Below are 18,180 nucleotides of genomic sequence, written 5' to 3'. Positions count from 1 at the left end.
AGGAAATAATTCATGATCTCAGTAAACGATTTCCGTACAGGCTTAACAATTATCGTTGACGGTAACTTATTCCGCGTACTTGAATTCCAACACGTAAAACCAGGTAAAGGTGCTGCATTCGTGCGTTCTAAATTACGTAACTTACGTAATGGTAACGTGACAGAAAAAACATTCCGTGCGGGTGAAAAAGTAGAAAAAGCGATGATCGACAACCGTAAAATGCAATATTTATATGCACAAGGTGACGAGCACGTATTCATGGACTTAGAGTCATATGATCAAACTACTCTATCTGAAGCGCAAATTAAAGATGAGTTATTCTACTTATTAGAAAACATGGAGCTTCACATCCAATCTTACCAAGGCGAATTAATCGGTATTGAATTACCGAATACAGTTACTTTAGAAGTTGCTGAAACAGAGCCAGGTATTAAAGGTGATACAGCTTCAGGCGGTACTAAACCAGCTAAAATGGAAACGGGCTTAATGGTAAACGTACCATTCTTCGTTAACCAAGGTGACAAACTAATCATTAATACAACTGAAGGTTCTTACGTTTCACGCGCATAATCTGCACGTGTACCTGAATCTTTGTATAGGGATACTGCATTTTATGCGGTATCTCTATTTTTTTGTGACAATTTATATTAGAGGGAATATAAATATACCTTCCATTCTCTAGAAATTATAGATAATTAAGGGGTGGGTTAGTATAATTAAAAAAGGGGGTGGGACAATTATGAAATCAAGTTTTTCGATTGAAAAACCAATCATACAAGCACCGATGGCAGGTATTACAACTCCTGAATTTGTGGCAGCCTGTTGTGAAGCAGGAGTATTAGGTTCAATAGGAGCAGGCTATTTAAATGGAGAAGAGACGAAGGACTTTATTAAAAAGGTGAAATCATTAACGAATAAGCCATTTAGTGTGAATTTGTTCATTCAGGAGGAGCCTGGAATTGATGTGAGTGTTCTTCAAGATGCACGTGATGCACTACAGCCGATTTATGATGAACTCGGCATACCCAAAATACAACGCGTTATTTCAACAGAAGTTTTCGAAGGGCAAGTTCAGGCGATTATTGATGAAGGTGTGAATATCGTATCGTTTACATTTGGCATTCCGGATGAAGATACTATTAAGAATTTGAAATCGCATGATGTGTATTTAATTGGCACAGCGACAACAATCGAAGAAGCCGTTGCGGTTGAAAAGGCAGGGCTAGATGCTGTTGTTTTACAAGGGCGTGAAGCAGGCGGTCACCGCGGCACATTTACTGAACCAATCGAACTCATTGCAACAGCCTATTTAGTGAAGACTGTACGGGACAAAGTATCGATTCCGATTATTGCTGCTGGAGGCATAATGACAAAAGAGCATGTAGCTAGCATGCTATCCTTAGGTGCTTCGTTTGTACAAGTTGGAACGGTATTATTGACGACTCATGAGTGTGGTGCTGCAAAAACCCATAAAAATGCCATATTACATTCTTCACAGGAGTCCACAACATTGACTAAGGCATTTACAGGAAAATATGCACGTGGCCTGAAAAATAAATTTACTGAGCAATTAAAGGATGCTATAGTGGCGCCGTATCCTATCCAACATTATTTAACATTACATATTCGGAAAGAGAGTGCCAATCAAAATAACCCTGAATATATGTCTCTATGGATGGGGGAAAATAGCTATTTGGCTAAAGAAGGAACGATAAAAGAGATTATCGGACATTTATATCATTAACAGGAGATCGCTGATGACGAAGGATAAAATCTTTCTCATTGGCGTTTTTTGTGCTTATTTCGTTATGAATTGCATATAGTTTCGTTAAGGAAGGAGGGCTTTATTGGAATTACAAGATGTGCTTCGTGTTGCAGGGATTGGGTTGATTATTGCACTTCTTCATTTATTCTTCGAACATTTAGGAAAAAAAGAGTTTTCATTTTTCTTATTCTTTATTGCGTATTTATATATGACGATTGAATTAATCCGATTTTTGCGCTTGTTCTTTCAAGAGATTGTCGTATTTTTTCAATGGTTGACAGCAGTCTAGCTAAATGATTGCCTTATTTGCTAGTGTCATTTACTTAGTTCTGTTTTTATTTTTAAAACAGACAATGGACAAGTTGCACTCGATTATCGTCGTCATCGCATTTTTTATTTTTTTCCAATTTGTTATTCGCGAACAATTAATCCCACTTTGGCAGCGACTTGCCGTTATTTTTAATAGTGTTCCCTATAGTAAGGGACTATTGTTTACGGCATTGCTTTTCCTAATGAATGAATTGATCTGCCAGCTATTGGAGCAATATGAGTATGATGCATTTGCAACACTGGTTACATTGTCCGTCCGCATGACAGCAGTTTTATATTGGATCAATCTTTTGCAACCTAAGTTTCAGGTGTTAATCCAACTATTAGAAAGGCTACAGTAATGGAGACGTTCTTTTCAATCTTTACCGAGCCATTTCAATCTTTGTTATTTTCGTTATTGCTCGTTGCAATCTACATTTTATTGTATTTACTGTTAATTGCCCTAGTACCGAGTGAAGTCGTGTTAATAGAGCAGTTATTTATCCTGCTTTTTATTGTAGTATTTGCGCAAAATGTAGTCGATGCTTTTGTCGTACTATATGAATTAATCGCATTGCTTCAAAATTTTTTCATGGCTATATTACCGATTATGACGTTCATGCTGTTGACGATTCAAACAGTTTTTACAGCAATCGCCTGGAATCCTATTATTATTATATTTGTTCAAATTATTTTATTTGTCAGTACGAACATTTTAATACCAGCTCTTGTCCTCGCCCTAGTTTTCGATGTATGTACGAAAATATATCCGGCAATTTCCTTTACTAAAGCTGCAGACCTTATTCGCTCTTCCATATTGAGCGTCATGATTGCTTCTGTCGTGGCACTCACATCTATTCTTACATTATCCGGCATTGCATTTATCCAATTAAACGATGCATTAAAATCTCCTATAAAAAAATTAATAGAACAAAATATCCCTTTAATCGGAAGTCTTATTGTTGAAGGATTGTCCTTTTTCCAAAAAACCCAATCAACTGTTTCGACTTTTATTGGACTCTCCTTTTTAACAATCGTTTGGGGGGCAGCCTTTTATCCTGCAACCGTATTGCTCTTACATGCCCTGCTATTTAAGGTGATGGGCGCAGTTACCGAGCCTTTTACAAATATGCGATTAAGCAGTTTATTTGATGATGTCGGAAAGACGCTGTTTGTTTTATGTGCAGTCGCATTTTTGCTCGGCTTTGCCATTATGTTTATCGTGCTATTATTTATTTTCTTTATGCAGATGTCCATGGGAGGAAAAACGTGATTCAATTATTTCTATTTATTTTGCTGGGGAGCAGTTTGCTTGTGTTTGCAGATGAAAAGCAATGGCAAGTCTATGTGAAGCTTGCCCTATATTTATTTGTGACAAGCACAATTCTTTCATTCTTTGCATAACCGAGTTCATTCGTTCATACATTATGTTGAAATCTAGTAGAGAAGGGGGCGCATACGCTTAATAATGTGGAAAAGAAACAAGCGAATCGTCCTATCATTTTAATCTTCATTGCCGTTGTATTTATTCTTTGTTTATTCTTTCTTCTACCACAATCAGAGAAAGGGGAAAAAAATCGCTCAAATGAAGAACAGCTCGCAAATTTATTAAGTGAAATTGATTCAGTCGGACAAGTACAGGTTTATTTTCACTATGATCAACAAAAGGAACAACAGTTTTTAGCTGTGACACAACAAGAGAAACTATCAGGTGTCATTATTGTGGCACAAGGAGCAAACAGGGCCGACGTGAAAATCATGCTAAAGGAAACAGTGGGGCATGTTCTTCAAATTCCGGCGCATCGTATTCAAGTGGTACCAATGCAAATTAAGGAGGAAAATAAGTGAAAGTGAAAAAGCGAACAGTATGGTTTTTAACATTAGTAAGCCTAGTTGCGGTAATTTCTGTATTCTACATTTTTGAAGACAATACACCGAATATCTTAACTATTTTTTCTGATGAAGCTATTAATGAAACGGATATTTTAGGTGTTAACAAAGAGCTAACTCAACCAGTTAATTCAGAAAGTGATTTATTCCAGGAAGTGCGCCTAGAGCAAGCAAACAAACGAAGCCAATTGAAAGCGCAATTAACACAAAAAATTGCATCTGATGAATACAGCGCGGAAGAAAAGAATACGGCATTCAATGAAATGGATGAGCTTATTAAGTTAGAGTCTTCAGAGGCAATGTTGGAAATGCTTATTAAATCAATCGGATATTCCGATGCACTTGTTCGGATTGACGAAGAAAAAGTAATGGTAACAGTTATGTCTGATGAGATTTCAAAACAGCAGGCGAGTGAAATTATGTACATCGTACGTTCTGAATTTAATGACTATGTAAATGTACAGGTAAAGTTTGAACCTTTTAATTAATTGATCGTCCTATTAATGTAAATTACAAAGCTGTGTTATATAGCAGATGGTTATTTATTTCTTTGTTTTAATATACATTTGTTCTGTTTTATGCCTATTTTTATGTAATTTAAAATAAAGTATTTCAAAATAGTCGGAAAAATTATAAAATAGGGTTTGTATTGTTATTACTTTTTTAAAGGGAGAGTTAAGAATGTTCAAAGTTCAAGAAATCCGAGAAATTATTAAATTAGTAGACGCATCATCTATCGACGAGTTTGTTTATGAAGCGGACGGCGCAAAGGTTAAATTAAAGAAAAAGAATGGTGTAACAGAAGTAGTAGCTCCTAAAAAAGTAGAGGAGGCACCAGTAGCGCAAGTTGCAGCACCAACTCCAACAGCGGTAGCATCAATCCCAGCACCGGCTCCTAAAGTAGAAACTCCAGCACCAGTGGAAAACGCAGCTGATTTACATAAAATCACTTCTCCAATGGTCGGAACTTTCTATCAATCTCCAAACCCTGAAGCAGCACCTTACGTAAAAGTAGGCGACAAAGTAGGCGATGAATCAATCGTATGTATCGTAGAAGCAATGAAGTTATTCAACGAAATCGAAGCTGAAATTAAAGGTGAAATTGTAGAAATTTTAGTACAAGATGGCCAATTAGTAGAGTATGGTCAACCTTTATTCCTAGTAAAAGCTGAATAAGGAGCGTAACTATCAATGAAAAAAGTATTAATCGCAAACCGTGGCGAAATTGCGGTACGTATTATCCGTGCATGTAAAGAGCTTGGTATTCAAACTGTTGCAGTATATTCAGAAGCTGACGCAGATGCGTTACACGTAAAGTTAGCGGATGAAGCATACTGCATCGGTCCTAAATTATCGAAAGATTCGTATTTAAGTTTCCCGGCTGTTTTAGGGGTAGCACAAAAAACAGGTGCTGACGGAATCCATCCTGGATATGGCTTCCTGGCGGAAAACGCAGCATTTGCAGAGGCTTGTGAAAACGCGGGTATTAAATTTATCGGTCCTTCTTCGGATGCGATTAAAATTATGGGGATTAAAGACGTTGCACGTGACACAATGGAAGCGGCAAACGTTCCTTTAGTTCCTGGTACTGGTATTGTACCGGATATCGAAACAGGTAAACAATGGGCGGCGAAAATCGGTTACCCAGTCATCATTAAAGCAACTGCTGGTGGTGGCGGTAAAGGAATCCGTGTAGCACGCACTGAAGAGGATCTTGTAAAAGGTATTGAGATTACTCAAAAAGAAGCTGCGGCTGCATTCGGCAACCCTGGTGTTTACTTGGAAAAGTTCATTGAGTATTTCCGTCACTGTGAAATTCAAGTGCTTGCAGATAGTTTTGGCAATGTTGTTCACCTTGGTGAGCGTGACTGTACGGTACAACGCCGTATGCAAAAGCTAGTTGAGGAAGCGCCATCACCGGCACTTTCTGAAGAGCGTCGTGCACAAATGGGTGAAGCAGCTGTGAAAGCAGCGCTTGCTTGTAACTATGAAGGTGCAGGTACAATTGAGTTCATTTATGATTATCAGGAAGATAAATTCTACTTCATGGAAATGAACACTCGTATCCAAGTAGAGCATCCTGTAACAGAAATGATCACAGGTGTTGACTTAGTTCAGCAACAATTAAAAATTGCTTCTGGTGAAAAACTGCCATTCAAGCAAGAAGATATTAAAATCAACGGTTGGGCAATTGAGTGTCGTATTAACGCTGAAAATGCATACAAAAACTTCATGCCTTCAGCAGGTACGGTAGAAACTTATGTTGTACCAGGCGGATATGGGGTTCGTATTGATTCTGCTGTATATGCAGGCTATACAATCCCACCATATTACGATTCAATGGTAGCAAAACTGATTGTACATGCTGACACGCGTGAGGAAGCAATCGCCAAAATGGATCGTGCTTTATCAGAGTTCGAAGTAGCTGGACCTGGAATTAACACTACAATTCCATTCCACCAAGCTTTAATGAACAACGACGTATTCAAATCAGCGAAATTCAACACGAAGTTCCTTGAAGAGAATGATATTTTAGGCGTGAATGTGAAGGCTTAATCGTGGATATGACGCTATTCTAATCGTTCATTGAGCGGGAAGGATATTAGGTTGTCTTACGGATTTAGAAATATCGGAATGCCATAAATTTGTACCCTCTAACAAGAAATTGTTAGGGGGTTTTTCTTGTCAAAAAAGAAATCCACGGTTTTTATATAGAAAATTCACCGACAAATGCTCGTTAAGTGAAAGTAGACGATCATGGACAGACAATTATTACCCAGGATACAGCATTACGGAAAACTGACGCATCCCCTATAAAATTTCGCTACAGTTTTTTAAAACTAGCCGATCAATGCTCCTCGATGTCGTCGATTAACATTTGCTTTAACTTTCGTTTGGACTTGATATGCCAAATCAATCCTTTAGTTAAGTGCTTTTTAACGTCAGCATCAACGGTATTAGCGATTAAAATCCGTAATTTTTTTGAGCGTACTTTATGGAGCCGAATATCGTCTAAACATTTCCTTCTCTCGAGTTCATCCAAGTTAGCACCTCATTTAGTTTGGTTAACATTACCACACTGAGTATACATTTACACTAAAAATTCATTCGTGTACAGTAAAATTTGACTAGACAGGTAGTTAGTTATCGGTCTCAAATCACGTTAATTTAGCGAATTAATAATAGTAAAAACTCAATGCGTTATTAAAACGTAGGGGTTTGGCATGAAAAAGGTCGATGATTTTACTGTTAGATATTGGGGAATAATTTAAAAATGTAATTCGAAATTTGCTTTAAAAAGATATGAATGGATGAATAGATAAGCGGAAACAATACTTATATACAGTTCATTCCAATGACATACAGATAATTTAGATAATTATTACAATACAGAAAATTGAGACTTTACCCATATTTATGTTAAAAGATTGCAATTCGATCTATAAACGAATATTATATATGAGTTGTTTAAAAATGTTCGTGTTTGAAAGAAGGTTATGCAAATGTTTCAATTGAAAGAAAATGGGACTACCGTAAGGCGTGAATTGTTTGCTGGACTGACAACGTTCTTAACGATGGCATATGTCATTATTGTCAATCCAATTATTTTATCATTTGCTGGAGTTCCGGTTGATCAAGTGTTTATGGCAACAATTATCGCAGCAGTTATCGGGACAGGCTGGATGGCGCTTTGTGCGAACTATCCGATTGCCGTTGCACCGGGTATGGGATTAAACGCATATTTTACTTATACTGTGGTATTAGCCTCAAATGGTGAGATTACGTATACTACTGCCTTTTCAGCAGTATTTATTGCTGGTATTTTATTTATTATTATTAGTTTAACGCCATTCCGTGAGAAGCTGATAAAAGCCATTCCGGAAAACTTGAAATTGGCGATTACAGCAGGGATTGGCTTATTTATTGCTTTCATCGGGCTTCGTATGTCTGAAATTGTCGTGGCGGATACATCCAATTTAGTCAAGTTTGGAGATATTACAGAACCGGCACCATTACTTACGTTTATCGGGCTATTCATAACAGTCTCGTTAATGGCACGTAAAGTGAACGGGGCAATTTTTATCGGTATGGTTGTGACTGCTGTTATTGCGATGTTCACTGGACAGCTTTCGATTGATAAAGTTGTAGCGCTACCGCATCTTCCGGAAGGCCTAATTGTATTCAATCCGATTACAGCGATTCAGGAAGTAATAGAATATGGTTTATACGGCGTTATTTTTTCATTCATTTTAGTTACATTATTTGATACGACAGGTACATTAATCGGCGTATCAAAGCAGGCAGGATTATTGAAGGATGGAAAATTACCTCGTGCACGTAAAGCACTTATTTCCGATTCACTTGCAACCACTGCTGGTGCGATGTTCGGGACAAGTCCATCAACAGCGTATTTAGAATCAGGCTCTGGTGTTGCGGTAGGTGGTCGTACAGGTTTAACTGCTTTAACAGTCGCTGTACTGTTTATCTTCGCTTCATTTTTCGGTCCACTTGTCAGTTCCTTATCTGGTGTAGCGGCAATTACGTCACCGGCGCTGATTATTGTAGGAAGTCTAATGATTAGTGTTGTTAAGCATATAAATTGGGATGAAATAGAAGATGCATTTCCTGCGTTTTTAGTTATTTTATCGATGCCGTTAACTTCAAGCATTTCAACAGGGATTGCTTTAGGATTTATCAGTTATCCACTTATTATGCTAATTAAAGGTCGTGGACGTGCAGTACATCCACTTGTTTATATATTTGCGATTTTATTTGTATTACAGTTAGCTTATTTACCACACTAAATTTAAGAAAAGTGTTGTTTCTTTATGAAACAACACTTTTTTGTTTTTGAAATACAATTTCTTACCATTATTTAATTGGATTTAATTCACTTTAAATTGAGTACATTTTTTTTACGTTTCTCTAAATACTAACAAAGAGTAAATTAATGAAGGAAGTGATAATGTGTCAAGAAAAAGAATTAAAAGAATTGTGTTTATTACATTTTTAGTCCTTTTATTTTTATTTGCGGCATTCTATGTTTTCCATAGTCTCGGGGCAACGAATGCAAAATCTTTAGAAAAAGGACGCCAGTATTATGAGGAGACAGGACATATTATTTGGGATATAAAAACAGATGAAAAAGTTGTTGCACTTACATTTGATGATGGGCCACACCCAAAGTATACTGAGCAGATCTTGGATTTGCTCGAACAATATGAAGCGAAGGGAACTTTTTTCATCGTGGGACAGCACGCTGAAAAAACTCCCGAAGTTGTGCTTCGCATGTCTGAAGAAGGACATGAAATTGCAAATCACACATTTACCCATCCGAATTCAAAATCAGTCTCCCGCATTGTAGAGGAAATTAATCAAACATCGGATGTTATTTTTAGTATTACGGGAGAAAAGCCATATTTATTTCGACCAGTTGAAGGCTACTATACGGAGGATATTGTAAATGAAGTCGTAAAAAACGGCTATAAGATTGTGATGTGGTCTTGGCATCAAGATACAGAAGACTGGAAAGAACCAGGTGTTAATAAAATTGTCAACACAGTATTAAAAGGACTAAAGAATGGCGATGTCATTTTGTTTCATGATGGTGGAGGAAATCGGGAGCAGACGGTAAAATCATTAGAGAAAATCCTGCCTGAACTTAAAGAAGACGGATATAAATTTATTACGATTTCCCAAATGCTTCATTTACAAAATGAAGAAAAACACCATGTCGTAGAGGAGTGAGGGAGATATGTACCGACTTGCAATAATAATCACGACCGCATTCTTATGGACTTTTACACCAATAGCACAAGCATCTTCGGAAGCCAGTAATCCACCGACGAAAGAGGAATTGGTTCAAAAAAGAATGAGTTATTATATGAAGCACGAAAATGTATTGATGCCATGGTATTATTTAGCGGCCGTTGACCAATTTGAGCGCAATATCCAGGAGGTTCGAACGGATATACCGAAACGCGAATCGGTCATTGCTATTCAATTTTCAGATGAATTTTGGTCAGGAGCCTTAAATCCAGCCGAAAATGATATATCACCACTATCCATTGCCTATTTTAAAGGGTTGGGAATTGATGGAGATGGAGATGGAATTGCGGATAAACAGAACGATGAGGATGTATTGTTATCGATGGCCAACTATTTAAGACAGTATGGCTACGGTGAGGATAATTTTAAATTGGCTTTATGGGATTACTATAAAAACGAAATATCGGTCAATCAAATCGTTGTGATGGCGAAATTGTATGAGAAGTTTAGAACAATTGAACTTGACCAGCATACGTTTCCAATCATGCTTGGAGCACAATATAGTTATAGAGGTACATGGGGAGCCAACCGAGGATGGGGTGGAAGGCGCAACCATGAAGGGACGGATATATTCGCTCCTTACAATACCCCTGTACTTTCTGCTTCCTATGGTGTAGTGGAAGTGATGGGATGGAATCAATTTGGAGGTTGGCGTATTGGAATTCGAGATAATCATAATTCATATCACTACTATGCACACCTAGGCTCTTTTGAAAAAGGCTTACAGGAAGGTGATATTGTAAAAACTGGACAAGTTATAGGATATGTTGGAAGTACTGGGTACGGAAAAGAAGGTACAGCAGGGAAATTTCCTCCGCATCTCCATTATGGAATTTATAAATTCAATGGGCGGACAGAATGGGCGTTTGATCCTTATCCTGCCCTTACTAAATGGGAAAAAGAAGCGAAAAACGCCAAAAAATAAAGCGGTGGAAGTTCATTATACTTATTATTTACACCCTTCCTTACCTATAAAAGTAACGGTACTAAAAGAAAATTTCTGAATAGACTAGACAATCTTTGCTTTTATAGATAGGGGAAATAAAATGAAAAAATGGATTATTTACTTTTTTATAAGTGTAAGCATTTTATCGGGTTGCCAACCGAATTTGCAGGCAAAGGATAAGGGAGATAATGAAAAAAATGAACAAGTTTTGGACGTAGTAACTGATTTCCAGTTATCTACTTCTGAAACCGCTGTGGCAGAACAACAATTCATCTATCCCGTCGTGATTACCTTAATTGATCCGAGAACTTTACAAATTGTAAAATCCTTTTCGCCTCAATTGCTTGGTTTCGGGGTGGATGATAAATTGTACCAAACAAAAGTTGAAGAAATAGCAAGGAAGTTGGCTAGAGGTACAAAGGATATCCCTGGATATGATCAAAAAATGGAATTGGATAGAGTGGACGTTAACGGTGATATTGTCAAAGGGAATCCCGGAATCCTTTTAAAGGAAAGTGAATTAGTGGAAAAAATAATTGCTTCTTCATATAAAGGTGAAGATATTTTTTTGCCCTTATATTTGCTAGAGAGTAATTATAACGCTGAGGACATTCCCTCAATGAATGATGTTACTGTTGCTTCATTTACAACATATTTCTCCTCGTCTGAAACAGGGAGAAGCAGAAATATCGAGCTTTCCGCAAATGCGCTCAATAACATAATAGTAGGGGATGGGGACACCTTCTCATTCAATACAATGGTTGGTGAACGATCGGTGTCAAAAGGCTACCAACCGGCTCCGGAAATTATTAATAAGCAGCTTGTAATGGGTATAGGCGGAGGGATTTGCCAAACGTCATCTACTTTATTTAATGCGGTGGATCAACTTGGAGTTAAAATGAAAGAAAGACACCATCATTCTCTAAACATCGGCTATGTTCCAACCGGTAGAGACGCAACGGTTTCATATGACACATTGGATTTTAAATTCCAAAATAATAGCGGGGCGCCGTTTTTAATTAGAACCTTTTATTCGAAAAACACGCTTACTATTGAAATACGGACTACACATCAATATAAGGAAGTATTAAAAAAGTCTTAATAAATGGGCTGCTCTCGACTGGGAGTAGCTTTTTAATTTGCCGCCGGTGTACCTTGGTGAAAAAATATACGCCATGTTCCGTTTTCTTTGCGCCAAAGTGAGCTTCGATTTTGTTGTTTACCATTAGTTAAATTTGTTGTGATGAACCTTGTTTGTACAATATCGTCCGTAAGTAGTAGTGCTTCAAAGTCAGTGACGTCATAATAGATTTCGTTAATTCCTTTTTCGGTTACATTTTCAAGTAGAAATTTTTTATCCATAATGCCGCCAGAGGAACCAAATTCTTTGAAATCTTCGCTTAAAAAAGCTATAAAATCATGTTTACGGTAAAGCATGAGCTGTTGTTCTAACTGTAAAAACTGTTCCTTTATTGATTTCATTACGATACCTCCGTTTTAATGCTCAATAGTTGTGCATATTGTTTGTAAGGAAATAATACGAATTTATGAACCAATAATCAAGATATAAAACGAGAAAAGACTAAAAATTCCGGAAATCTTATTGTATTAGTCAAACCATTTCACTACATGGTATGATTTTGATTTAATGTTGTAAAGAAGGTGAAATTATGTGGGAATCGATTAAATGGTTAATACCATCTGTTACTGTACCTACATTACCAGATGCATTAGCTGCTGCTGCGATTTTAATCGTTGGTATACTTATCATCCGATTAATTATTCGACCGCTTCTATTTAAAATAGCGGATTTGTTAAATAAAAAAGGTCATCCGGTAATGAGTGATATTGCTAAGAGCGTATATCCATCATTACGTAATGCGCTTATTTTCAGTTTAATTGTAATAGCAGTATCGCTTTTAGTGGAAGTATGGCTATTTGACAATGAAAAGCTAAGTATTTATATTGATTCGGTTTATGTATTTTTTGCATTTAATGCACTTTATGATGTGTTGAGTTTTTATTTGAAAAATCCACATCGTTTTGAAACGGGGAAAGACCAGGATATTTTAACACCATTTTTCTTGCGGATTAGTAAAGTTGCCGTTATGACTATTGCAATGTTTACAATTGCTTCATTGTGGAATTTTAATTTAAATGGGTTTTTAACAGCACTTGGATTAACCGGGGTAGCGCTGGCTTTTGGTATTCGTGATACACTGGCTCATATTTTTGGCGGGATGAGTGTTGCACTTGATAAACCATTTCAAGTTGGCGATTGGATAATGTCCGGTGATGAAAAAATTGATGGGACTATTGAAGATATTAATTTACGAAGTACCCTTATCCAAACGTCCGATAAAGGTCTGGTCTATGTACCGAACTCGTATTTGGTGAATCGCCCTATATACAATTTATCAAAGCGTACACAGCGAAAAGTAGAGCATTACTTGTTCCTTTCAAATGACAATAGCGAGGAGACAATTGTTAAGTTTATTGAAAGATTACGTAAGCAGATTTCACTGCATCCGAAGACGTCAAAAAATGTCATCCATGTAGCAATGGATGAGCTTAGGCCAAATAGTTGTCGTATTCTTATCCGTTATTTTGTCGATACGAATGACTCGGAGATTATGTTGAGAGTGAGACAGGATATATTATTTGCTGCAAAGCATTATTGTGAGGAGTACGACGTTAAACTAGTAGATCCAAACCATGGGCAATTTGTTTGGAATGACTGAGAATAAACATTCCTGTTAGAAAAAGTGGCGTATCCATTCTACATGAAGTGTATAATTGTAGTATACTGAACATAAGGATTTAAAGTAAAAGCGTTAGAAATCCATTAGTTTACATAAGAGAGGATGTATCGCAAATGGCTGAGAAACAACATGTAGCATTTGTTCAACCTACACCAGTTGGCAAAGAAGAGCTAGGAAAGATTGAAGTAGCGCCAGAAGTAATTGAAGTAATTGCAGGTATAGCTGCAACGGAAGTAGAAGGAATCGCAGCAACACGCGGAAATTTTGCATCAGGTGTTGCCGAGCGTTTCGGTAAAAAAGTACATTCTAAAGGGATTAAATCGGCTATGTCAGAAGAGGGTAATATTGTTATCGATGTCTTCTGCACGGTTAAATATGGCTTTGCGATTCCAAAAGTAGCAAAAGATGTACAAACAACGATTCGTCAAGCTATTTTAAATATGACAGCTATTGAAACGAGTGAAGTGAATATCCATATTACGGGTGTTCAGTTCGAAAATACAAAAGACGCAGAATAATAATATGAACCAAGTGACCGAGCTTATTTTCCATAAAGCTCGGTTTTTTGTTGTGTAAGTTCAAATATGCATTGTTGAACTCATTTTTTCCTGCTTTTATGAATTTATGTGTAGGGACAGGGTAAAAATAGGGTATAGAATAACAGTTTTGTATAGTTAGGAGGAAACGTTAAATGGGAAACTTTTCAGCAACAGCTAGAGAACGAATGAAGAAAGTATTCCAAGAAGAAACGTTTGATCTTTTTGTGATAGGAGGCGGCATTACAGGAGCAGGTATTGCGCTTGATGCTGCAACACGAGGATTGAAGGTAGGATTGGCAGAAATGCAGGATTTTGCAGAAGGAACGAGTAGCCGTTCAACGAAGCTTGTACATGGGGGATTGCGCTATTTGAAGCAATTTGAAATTAAAGAAGTGGCACAACTAGGACGTGAAAGGGCAATTGTATATGAAAATGGTCCTCATGTGACGACACCTGTATGGATGCTGCTGCCGTTTCACAAAGGTGGGACGTTCGGTACATTCTCAACGGCGCTTGGTTTGAAAGTATACGATATTTTAGCGAGCGTTAAAAAAGATGAAAGAAGATTTATGCTTTCTGCAGATGAGACTATTGCCCGCGAACCACTTATTAAAAAAGATGGTTTACTTGGAGGTGGTGTCTATGTGGAATATCGAACAGACGATTCCCGGCTTACAATTGAAGTGATGAAGGCGGCAGCCGCTAATGGAGCAATGGCAATGAATTATTTGAAAGTGGTTGGATTTGAATCAACTAATTTAGCCTTCTCCACAGTAAAGGTAGAAGACCAATTAACGGGTGAACATTATGCTATTAAAGCAAAGAAGGTAGTAAATGCAGCCGGTCCTTGGGTGGATGACGTACGAAAATTAGATGGAGAGTTCAATAATAAACACCTTATTTTATCAAAAGGTGTCCATCTTGTTTTTGACGAGGAAGATTTCCCATTACAGCAGGCCATTTATTTTGATACGGAAAAAGACGGAAGAATGATTTTTGCGATTCCTCGTGATGGAAAAACTTATGTAGGGACAACGGATACTTTTTATGATGGTGATCCAAAAGATATGGATATTACAAAAGAAGACCGTCAATATATTTTGGATGCGATTCATTATATGTTCCCTCAATTGCAAATAACTGAAGAAAAAATAGAGTCCGCTTGGGCAGGTGTCCGACCACTTATTCATGAAGAAGGGAAAGCTCCTTCCGAAATTTCAAGGAAAGATGAAATATGGCAGTCTGAAAGCGGGCTTATTACAATTGCCGGTGGGAAACTGACAGGTTACCGGAAAATGGCTGAAAAAATTGTGGACTTAGTTGTTTCACAGTTAAATGATGAATATCAGCAGTCATACGGGAAGTCCATTACAAAGAACCTCCCTATTTCAGGCGGAGATATGAGTGGCTCTAAATATTTTGAACGGTTTGTCAGTAAGCGTACTATAACGGGACAGCAATATGGTTTAACGGAAGATCAAAGCCGCTATTTAGCGAAGTTTTACGGAACGAATGTTGACAAGGTATTTCATTATATCTCACAGGCTAAAGGAGATTTACCGCCCATTGTATATGGTCAGCTTTATTATGCAATGAATGAGGAATTTGCATGTACTCCTACAGACTTCTTCATTCGCAGAACAGGTGCGCTTCTATTTAATATCGATTTGGTAAGACGGTATAAAGAAACCGTAATAAATGAAATGGCCGAATATTTGAACTGGACAGAAAATCAAAAGCAATATCAAATACAACAACTCGAAAACGAACTAAAAAACGTAACAATATCCAACAAATAGAGGTGGAGTGAATGTCGACTTTTTTAGCTGAACTCGTAGGTACGATGATATTAATTGTATTAGGTGGTGGAGTTGTTGCCGGCTCTTTGTTAAAATTTTCTAAAGCCGAAAATGGCGGTTGGGTCCTCATTACGATTGCCTGGGGTTTTGCTGTGGCAATTGCAGCATACACTGTTGGAGGGATTAGCGGTGCTCATATAAATCCAGCATTAACTATTGCGTTCGCGACAATTGGCGAATTACCATGGATAGATGTTCCGATGTATATACTTGCCCAATTAATAGGAGCTATCATTGGGGCAGTAATTGTGTACCTTGCATATTTGCCGCATTGGTCAAAAACAGAGGATGCGGATGCCAAGCTATCCGTATTCGCAACAATACCCGCTATTCGTCACCCTTTATCAAATACTGTTACGGAAATGATTGGCGCGTTCATCTTATTGTTAGGGATTTTGGCGCTCGGGGGCAACTCACTAGCAGATGGGATTAATCCACTGCTTGTAGGGATAATAGTTATGGCTATTGGTATGAGTTTAGGTGGACCTACTGGATATGCAATAAATCCGGCACGCGATTTAGGTCCACGTATTGCCCATTTTTTACTGCCTATTCCAAATAAGAGAGACTCAGATTGGTCGTATGCTTTCGTACCAATTATCGGTCCGATTATAGGAGGGGCAACAGGCGCATTATTTTACAAACAATTCTTTTTAAATGAAAGTACAGTGACATTTTGGGTATTTGCTGCATTGTTTATTGTTATTTGTATTGCAGCGTTTCTTACACAACCGAAATCCACTACAAAGGAGATTACATGATGGAAAAATATATTATGTCATTGGATCAGGGTACGACAAGCTCGCGTGCTATTTTATTCAACAAAAAAGGAGATATTGTTCATGTAGCACAACAAGAATTCAGACAGTACTTTCCGAAATCAGGATGGGTTGAACATAATGCAAAAGAAATCTGGAGTTCAATCTTAGCTGTAATTGCGAAAGTGCTTTCCGAAAACAATATAAAATCTACCCAAATTGAAGGGGTCGGCATTACAAACCAACGTGAGACGACTGTTGTATGGGATAAACATACAGGGGAACCCGTCTATAATGCGATCGTGTGGCAATCACGCCAAACTGTTGGGATTTGCGATGAATTAAGAGAAGCCGGACACGATACTCTTTTCCGTGATAAGACCGGACTCCTTTTGGATGCTTATTTTTCCGGAACAAAAGTGAAATGGATTTTGGATAATGTAGAAGGTGCAAGGGAAAAAGCAGAAGCGGGTGACCTATTATTCGGAACGATCGATACATGGATTATATGGCAGCTTACAGAAGGTGCAGTTCATGTAACCGACTACTCGAATGCTTCCCGTACGTTAATGTACAATATTTATGAACTGAAGTGGGATGAACAGCTTCTTGAAATATTAGGTATACCACAATCGATGCTACCTGAAGTCAAACCGTCCTCTGAAGTATACGGAGTAATTTCCGGTAATCACTTCTTCGGTCATCAAGTGCCCATTGCGGGTATAGCGGGTGATCAGCAGGCGGCTTTATTCGGTCAGGCCTGTTACGAAAAGGGAATGGTGAAAAACACATACGGAACTGGATGCTTTATGCTTATGAATACCGGGGAAGAAGCGGTGAAATCTGAGCATGGGCTGCTCACTACGATTGCTTGGGGCTACGACGGGAAAGTAACATATGCACTGGAAGGAAGTATTTTTGTGGCAGGTTCAGCTATCCAGTGGTTACGCGATGGTCTGCGTATGTTCAGGAAATCTGCTGAGAGCGAAGCATATGCCAAGCGTGTGGAAGATACGGAAGGTGTCTATGTCGTACCCGCTTTTGTAGGATTGGGAACCCCGTATTGGGATAGCGAAGTGCGCGGAGCTGTATTTGGTTTAACTCGTGGAACATCGAAGGAGCACTTTATTCGTGCAACATTGGAATCTCTAGCGTACCAAACGCGTGATGTACTATCGGCGATGGAATCCGATTCAATGATTAAACTTAAAATGCTACGAGTAGATGGCGGCGCAGTAATGAATGACTTTTTAATGCAATTTCAATCCGATATACTTAACGTGCCGGTTGAGCGACCTTCAATAAATGAGACTACCGCACTTGGTGCAGCCTACTTAGCCGGTTTAGCTGTTGGGTTCTGGGAAAATACTGACGAAGTCCAACAACATAGACAGCTAGATCGTCAATTCGAACCAAAAATGGATGAAGAAAAACGTGAAAAGTTATTTACCGGCTGGCATAAAGCAATAAAAGCTGCCCAAGCATTTAAATAGGAGGCTGTCAGTCTCATACCTTTTCCGAAT

The 18,180-nt window shown here is 38.0% G+C and carries 21 protein-coding genes; 19 read left to right on the top strand and 2 right to left on the bottom strand.

The window, feature by feature from the left end; all coding sequences use genetic code 11:
* Nucleotides 1–12 precede the first annotated feature (12 nt).
* The 10 genes from efp to accC all read left to right on the top strand — a co-directional run bounded on the left by efp (nt 13) and on the right by accC (nt 6,520).
* Complete coding sequence (gene efp / locus MHH95_RS15670) at nt 13–570, top strand: elongation factor P (protein ID WP_340728366.1); 558 nt, start codon at nt 13–15, stop codon at nt 568–570.
* A gap of 169 nt (nt 571–739) precedes the next feature.
* Nucleotides 740–1,744, top strand: a complete 1,005-nt coding sequence (locus MHH95_RS15665) for an NAD(P)H-dependent flavin oxidoreductase (protein ID WP_340728365.1) — start codon at nt 740–742, stop codon at nt 1,742–1,744.
* Nucleotides 1,745–1,847: 103 nt separating this feature from the next.
* On the top strand, nt 1,848–2,054 hold the full coding sequence (locus MHH95_RS15660; RefSeq protein ID WP_008404269.1) for a hypothetical protein: 207 nt from the start codon (nt 1,848–1,850) through the stop codon (nt 2,052–2,054).
* A 4-nt stretch (nt 2,055–2,058) separates the two neighbouring features.
* Nucleotides 2,059–2,436 carry a pyruvate formate-lyase gene (locus MHH95_RS15655; protein ID WP_340728364.1) on the top strand — a complete coding sequence of 126 codons (378 nt, stop codon included), beginning with the start codon at nt 2,059–2,061 and terminating at the stop codon, nt 2,434–2,436.
* Nucleotides 2,436–3,347 (top strand): stage III sporulation protein AE, encoded by a 912-nt coding sequence (locus tag MHH95_RS15650; protein WP_340728362.1) that lies wholly within the window; start codon nt 2,436–2,438, stop codon nt 3,345–3,347. Before MHH95_RS15655 ends, MHH95_RS15650 begins: the two co-directional genes overlap by 1 nt.
* Nucleotides 3,344–3,478 (top strand): hypothetical protein, encoded by a 135-nt coding sequence (locus MHH95_RS15645; RefSeq protein ID WP_263617017.1) that lies wholly within the window; start codon nt 3,344–3,346, stop codon nt 3,476–3,478. The genes MHH95_RS15650 and MHH95_RS15645 overlap by 4 nt, the downstream gene beginning before the upstream one ends.
* Nucleotides 3,479–3,544: 66 nt before the next feature.
* The gene (locus MHH95_RS15640; protein WP_340728358.1) at nt 3,545–3,922 is read left to right on the top strand and encodes a hypothetical protein; all 378 of its coding nucleotides are present in this window, start codon (nt 3,545–3,547) and stop codon (nt 3,920–3,922) included.
* Nucleotides 3,919–4,452 carry a SpoIIIAH-like family protein gene (locus MHH95_RS15635; protein WP_191700014.1) on the top strand — a complete coding sequence of 178 codons (534 nt, stop codon included), beginning with the start codon at nt 3,919–3,921 and terminating at the stop codon, nt 4,450–4,452. Before MHH95_RS15640 ends, MHH95_RS15635 begins: the two co-directional genes overlap by 4 nt.
* Nucleotides 4,453–4,645: 193 nt before the next feature.
* The gene (accB, locus tag MHH95_RS15630) at nt 4,646–5,140 is read left to right on the top strand and encodes an acetyl-CoA carboxylase biotin carboxyl carrier protein (RefSeq protein WP_191700012.1); all 495 of its coding nucleotides are present in this window, start codon (nt 4,646–4,648) and stop codon (nt 5,138–5,140) included.
* Between the two features lie 15 nt (nt 5,141–5,155).
* Nucleotides 5,156–6,520 carry an acetyl-CoA carboxylase biotin carboxylase subunit gene (gene accC, locus MHH95_RS15625; protein ID WP_191700010.1) on the top strand — a complete coding sequence of 455 codons (1,365 nt, stop codon included), beginning with the start codon at nt 5,156–5,158 and terminating at the stop codon, nt 6,518–6,520.
* Nucleotides 6,521–6,812: 292 nt separating this feature from the next.
* Here accC and MHH95_RS15620 read toward each other — a convergent pair whose 3' ends face one another.
* Nucleotides 6,813–7,007, bottom strand: coding sequence for a hypothetical protein (locus tag MHH95_RS15620; protein ID WP_340728357.1), 195 nt, complete (start codon nt 7,005–7,007; stop codon nt 6,813–6,815).
* Nucleotides 7,008–7,467: 460 nt separating this feature from the next.
* Here MHH95_RS15620 and MHH95_RS15615 point away from each other — a divergent pair, with 460 nt between their 5' ends.
* The 4 genes from MHH95_RS15615 to MHH95_RS15600 all read left to right on the top strand — a co-directional run bounded on the left by MHH95_RS15615 (nt 7,468) and on the right by MHH95_RS15600 (nt 11,841).
* Nucleotides 7,468–8,769, top strand: coding sequence for an NCS2 family permease (locus MHH95_RS15615; protein ID WP_340728356.1), 1,302 nt, complete (start codon nt 7,468–7,470; stop codon nt 8,767–8,769).
* A 163-nt stretch (nt 8,770–8,932) separates the two neighbouring features.
* The gene (locus MHH95_RS15610; protein ID WP_340728354.1) at nt 8,933–9,712 is read left to right on the top strand and encodes a polysaccharide deacetylase family protein; all 780 of its coding nucleotides are present in this window, start codon (nt 8,933–8,935) and stop codon (nt 9,710–9,712) included.
* A gap of 7 nt (nt 9,713–9,719) precedes the next feature.
* Complete coding sequence (locus MHH95_RS15605) at nt 9,720–10,718, top strand: M23 family metallopeptidase (protein WP_340728352.1); 999 nt, start codon at nt 9,720–9,722, stop codon at nt 10,716–10,718.
* Between the two features lie 121 nt (nt 10,719–10,839).
* Nucleotides 10,840–11,841, top strand: coding sequence for a VanW family protein (locus MHH95_RS15600; protein WP_340728351.1), 1,002 nt, complete (start codon nt 10,840–10,842; stop codon nt 11,839–11,841).
* Nucleotides 11,842–11,873: 32 nt separating this feature from the next.
* Here the strand turns inward: MHH95_RS15600 and MHH95_RS15595 are convergent, their stop codons facing one another.
* On the bottom strand, nt 11,874–12,221 hold the full coding sequence (locus MHH95_RS15595; RefSeq protein ID WP_340728349.1) for a nuclear transport factor 2 family protein: 348 nt from the start codon (nt 12,219–12,221) through the stop codon (nt 11,874–11,876).
* A 188-nt stretch (nt 12,222–12,409) separates the two neighbouring features.
* Between MHH95_RS15595 and MHH95_RS15590 the strand changes: the two genes are divergently transcribed.
* The 5 genes from MHH95_RS15590 (at nt 12,410) to glpK (ending at nt 18,150) form a co-directional block, all read left to right on the top strand.
* Entirely contained in the window at nt 12,410–13,480 is a 1,071-nt protein-coding gene (locus tag MHH95_RS15590) for a mechanosensitive ion channel family protein (protein WP_340728347.1), read from the top strand.
* A gap of 134 nt (nt 13,481–13,614) precedes the next feature.
* A complete protein-coding gene (locus MHH95_RS15585; protein WP_191699997.1) occupies nt 13,615–14,019 on the top strand; it encodes an Asp23/Gls24 family envelope stress response protein in 405 nt (134 codons plus the stop codon).
* A gap of 173 nt (nt 14,020–14,192) precedes the next feature.
* The gene (locus MHH95_RS15580; protein ID WP_340728344.1) at nt 14,193–15,839 is read left to right on the top strand and encodes a glycerol-3-phosphate dehydrogenase/oxidase; all 1,647 of its coding nucleotides are present in this window, start codon (nt 14,193–14,195) and stop codon (nt 15,837–15,839) included.
* Between the two features lie 11 nt (nt 15,840–15,850).
* Nucleotides 15,851–16,660 carry an MIP/aquaporin family protein gene (locus MHH95_RS15575; protein ID WP_340728342.1) on the top strand — a complete coding sequence of 270 codons (810 nt, stop codon included), beginning with the start codon at nt 15,851–15,853 and terminating at the stop codon, nt 16,658–16,660.
* On the top strand, nt 16,660–18,150 hold the full coding sequence (gene glpK, locus MHH95_RS15570; RefSeq protein WP_340728340.1) for a glycerol kinase GlpK: 1,491 nt from the start codon (nt 16,660–16,662) through the stop codon (nt 18,148–18,150). Before MHH95_RS15575 ends, glpK begins: the two co-directional genes overlap by 1 nt.
* Nucleotides 18,151–18,180 lie beyond the last annotated feature (30 nt).

It is taken from the genome of Solibacillus sp. FSL K6-4121, from assembly GCF_038002585.1.
Classification (GTDB): Bacteria; Bacillota; Bacilli; order Bacillales_A; family Planococcaceae; genus Solibacillus; species Solibacillus faecavium.
The sequence above is the reverse complement of the archived record's forward strand: the minus strand, read 5'-3'. Positions and strand labels throughout refer to the sequence as shown.

Bases quoted from the DNA above. Each gene is read 5' to 3' on its own strand.
- efp (WP_340728366.1), top strand. From the start codon at position 13: ATGATCTCAGTAAACGATTTCCGTACAGGCTTAACAATTATCGTTGAC.
- MHH95_RS15665 (WP_340728365.1), top strand. From the start codon at position 740: ATGAAATCAAGTTTTTCGATTGAAAAACCAATCATACAAGCACCGATG.
- MHH95_RS15655 (WP_340728364.1), top strand. From the start codon at position 2,059: ATGATTGCCTTATTTGCTAGTGTCATTTACTTAGTTCTGTTTTTATTT.
- MHH95_RS15650 (WP_340728362.1), top strand. From the start codon at position 2,436: ATGGAGACGTTCTTTTCAATCTTTACCGAGCCATTTCAATCTTTGTTA.
- accB (WP_191700012.1), top strand. From the start codon at position 4,646: ATGTTCAAAGTTCAAGAAATCCGAGAAATTATTAAATTAGTAGACGCA.
- accC (WP_191700010.1), top strand. From the start codon at position 5,156: ATGAAAAAAGTATTAATCGCAAACCGTGGCGAAATTGCGGTACGTATT.
- MHH95_RS15615 (WP_340728356.1), top strand. From the start codon at position 7,468: ATGTTTCAATTGAAAGAAAATGGGACTACCGTAAGGCGTGAATTGTTT.
- MHH95_RS15605 (WP_340728352.1), top strand. From the start codon at position 9,720: ATGTACCGACTTGCAATAATAATCACGACCGCATTCTTATGGACTTTT.
- MHH95_RS15600 (WP_340728351.1), top strand. From the start codon at position 10,840: ATGAAAAAATGGATTATTTACTTTTTTATAAGTGTAAGCATTTTATCG.
- MHH95_RS15595 (WP_340728349.1), bottom strand. From the start codon at position 12,221: ATGAAATCAATAAAGGAACAGTTTTTACAGTTAGAACAACAGCTCATG.
- MHH95_RS15590 (WP_340728347.1), top strand. From the start codon at position 12,410: ATGTGGGAATCGATTAAATGGTTAATACCATCTGTTACTGTACCTACA.
- MHH95_RS15585 (WP_191699997.1), top strand. From the start codon at position 13,615: ATGGCTGAGAAACAACATGTAGCATTTGTTCAACCTACACCAGTTGGC.
- MHH95_RS15580 (WP_340728344.1), top strand. From the start codon at position 14,193: ATGGGAAACTTTTCAGCAACAGCTAGAGAACGAATGAAGAAAGTATTC.
- MHH95_RS15575 (WP_340728342.1), top strand. From the start codon at position 15,851: ATGTCGACTTTTTTAGCTGAACTCGTAGGTACGATGATATTAATTGTA.
- glpK (WP_340728340.1), top strand. From the start codon at position 16,660: ATGGAAAAATATATTATGTCATTGGATCAGGGTACGACAAGCTCGCGT.